Annotated in this window: 1 pseudogene; it reads left to right on the top strand. The window is 38.7% G+C overall.

What is annotated here, in order from left to right:
* Positions 1–401 precede the first annotated feature (401 nt).
* Positions 402–3,565, top strand: a pseudogene (locus ACFIL8_RS08405) (DEAD/DEAH box helicase family protein); the annotation flags it as partial.

Genomic DNA, 3,565 nt, shown 5'->3' with positions numbered 1-3,565 from the left:
AGCATTTTAACGATACAACCTATATCGACAATACAACCTTAAATACAATCCATAATATATATTTGTCAGTTTGTGTCAGTAAATTGAACTGACAAAATAGACTATTTGAGTGACTCATAAAACCTATCAAAATAATCATTATGATATTTTAAAAGCACATGCTTCATTTGTCTTGATTAACCCGTGAAACGAATAGCAAATTTCACTAGTTTGCTGATCTGATCTCTCTCATAGGCTGTGGATAAACAGCATTAAAAAAAACTTTTTGAAAAAATTTATCCGCTTTTTAGCATTTTCCGAATTTTTCACACTATTCATTCAAAATGGATTTAATAAGCTTCATTTTGATTCTTTTGAAGAGAATTAATCAATAGAATATATTGTCATGAAGTTTATTCTTTATGCTTCGCCCTCATCATTCTGATAATGAACACGTCACTTTACGCTCTTTGTTAGAATATTATCGTCAACGAGCTAAATCACCCCGTGAATTAGGAACCATGTTTGAAAACCTTGTCATGGCTTATTTGACAAACGACCCGCTTCAAAAGCAGGAATACGAAAAGGTTCAAACCTATTGTGAATGGGCTAAGGAGCATGGAGAAGATGGAACTGATATTGGCATTGATCTAGTCGCTACAGTCCGTGATGAAGGTGGCTATGCTGCCATTCAATGTAAATGCTATGATGCCTCTCACATAATTAAAAAAGAAGATATTGATAGTTTTATAGCAGCTTCTGGCAAAAAGATCTTCACGCGTCGTATTCTGATTGATAGCACCGAAACAGATTGGAGTGACAATGTTGAACTGACTTGTGAGGGGCAAGAGGTTCGTATTCAACGCATAAACCTTTTTGATTTGGAAAGCAGTCAAATCGATTGGGGGGCGTATAAAGAACAAGGACAAGCCGTTCTTAAAGAGCAACCCAAAAAAAAGCTTTTAGATCATCAAAAAGAAGCCCTTGAGAAAGTCTGTGAAGGTTTAAAAGAAGCCGACCGTGGCAAGCTAATTATGGCATGTGGGACGGGCAAGACTTTCACCAGTTTGAAGATAGCAGAAACCATAGCAGGGAAAGGCAAGCGTGTTTTGTTTCTGGTGCCCTCCCTTGCTCTCATATCTCAAACAATTCGTGAATGGACAGAAGATACAGAAGTACCTTTGCGCTCCTTTGCCGTGTGTTCGGATACACAAGTGGGAAAACGTCGTAAGAATAAAAATGATGCTCTTGAATTTGATAGCTCTGATCTTGCCTTGCCGGCTACCACGGATGCAAAAGAACTGGCTAGTAAAGCAGGTAAGGTTTCACATGATCTGATGACCGTGGTGTTTTCTACTTATCATTCAATCCAAGTGATTTCTGATGCGCAAAAAAAGTATGATTTACCCGAATTTGATCTGATCATCTGTGATGAAGCGCATAGAACCACTGGGGCTTCATTGGGAACTGAAGACAATGAATCCGAATTTATCAAGGTTCATGATAACAGCATCATTCGAGGTAAAAAACGGCTGTATATGACAGCAACCCCTAAGATCTTTACCGATGATGCCAAAAAGCAAGCCAATGAGATCAATGCCGTTCTCGCCTCTATGGATGATGAAGAACTCTATGGAAAAGAGCTTTATACCTATACTTTCTCAAAAGCCGTTCAGAATGAACTTTTAGCACCTTATAAGATTATTGTTTTGGGTGTTAATGAAGAAGAAGTAAGTCAATCCATTCAACATCTAATGACCGATGAGAATTATGAACTTATTCTTGATGATAAAACCAAGATTATAGGCTGTTATCAAGCCCTTGCTAAAATAGATCTAAAGGTTGATCTAAGTGATGACCCCAATCCCATGCGGCGGGCTTTGGCATTTTGTAAAGATATCAAGACGTCTAAACGCATTCGTAAAACCTTCAATTCTGAAGAAATACAGGAAGAATTATTTAATCTTCATCAACTCTATAAAGATACCCCGCCTCTTCAGTGTACCTTTGATCATATTGATGGAACACAAAGTGCCAAAATGCGCAATAAAGCCCTTGATTGGCTTAAGGAAGATGTGGGGGAAAATACTTGCCGTGTGCTCACCAATGTTCGCTGTCTGTCTGAAGGGGTGGATGTGCCTGCTCTTGATGCCATTATGTTTTTACACCCGCGTAAAAGTCATGTGGATGTGATACAGGCGGTGGGGCGTATCATGCGCCGTGCAAAGGGCAAGAAAAGAGGCTACATCATTTTACCCGTTGGGATCCCTGCTGGGGTTTCTGCTGAACATGCTTTACGCTACAACAAGAGATACAAGGTGGTCTGGCAAGTCATCAATGCTTTGCTTGCTCATGATGAGAATTTTTAAATCACCCTTAACCAGATGATTTTGGGGCAAGATGTTAGTAATTCTTTGGAGATTGTCGCCTTAAAGAGCATGACCGCGGTTGAGGATAAACTTCATATCCATGAAAAATCAGAACATATGGGACTTGAGATTGGAAAAGCCGCTCATGAACCACAAACTATTCATAGCGTAACAGGAAGATTACCTTTTTATAAAGAGTTTCCCAATGCTCTGAAAACCCTTATTGCGAAGAAATTTGCTATTGCGGATTATTGGGAAAATTGGGCGGGCAATGTTGCTGAGATTGCTCAAAACCATATCACGCATCTTCAAAATCTGCTTTCTGATGAAACCAGTGAAGCCTTTCATGCTTTTGATGCATTTCATAAGGAATTAAAGAACAACTTAAACAGTGAAATAAAGCAAGAGGAAGCCATTGAGATGTTAGCGCAACATCTTGTCACGCGTCCCGTGTTTGAAGCCTTGTTTGAAGGAAATGAATTTGTGCAAAACAATGCCATTTCGCAAGCAATGGAAAGGATCTTAACAGAACTGGATAAAACCAATATCGAGGAAGAATCCAAGGAATTACAAGAGTTTTATAACAGTGTAAAGCTTCGTGCTTCTGGGATTACCTCGCCTTTAGCAAGGCAAAATCTTATTATTACGCTTTATGAAAGCTTTTTTGCCAAGGCATTTAAGAAAACCACGGATAAGCTTGGGATTGTTTATACCCCCGTTGAGGTCGTGGATTTTATCATTCATTCTGTTGATGATGTGTTGCGTAATGAATTTGGAAAAAGCCTAGGATCACGGGGGGTTTCTATACTTGACCCCTTTACTGGAACGGGTACCTTTATCACACGGTTATTACAATCGAATCTCATAAAACCAGAGGATATGGCATATAAATTCCGTCATGATATCCATGCCAATGAGATTGTTTTGCTTGCCTATTACATAGCAGCGATTAACATTGAATCGACCTATCATAGTCTTATGAAAGGTGAGTATATCCCTTTCAAGCATATTGGTTTGGCTGATACGTTTCAAACGCTTAAAGAAAAAAACTTGATAGACGGTATACTCAAAGAAAACAGTGAATATTTAGAACACCAGAAAAATCTGAACATCAAAGTTATCTTTGGTAATCCCCCTTACTCGGTAGGACAAAAGAATGAAAACGATAATAATCCCAATATATCTTATCCCATATTAGATGATCGTATTCGTGAGAC

This window comes from Bartonella sp. AP57NXGY (assembly GCF_042195805.1).
GTDB lineage: Bacteria > Pseudomonadota > Alphaproteobacteria > Rhizobiales > Rhizobiaceae > Bartonella.
The sequence above is the reverse complement of the archived record's forward strand: the minus strand, read 5'-3'. Positions and strand labels throughout refer to the sequence as shown.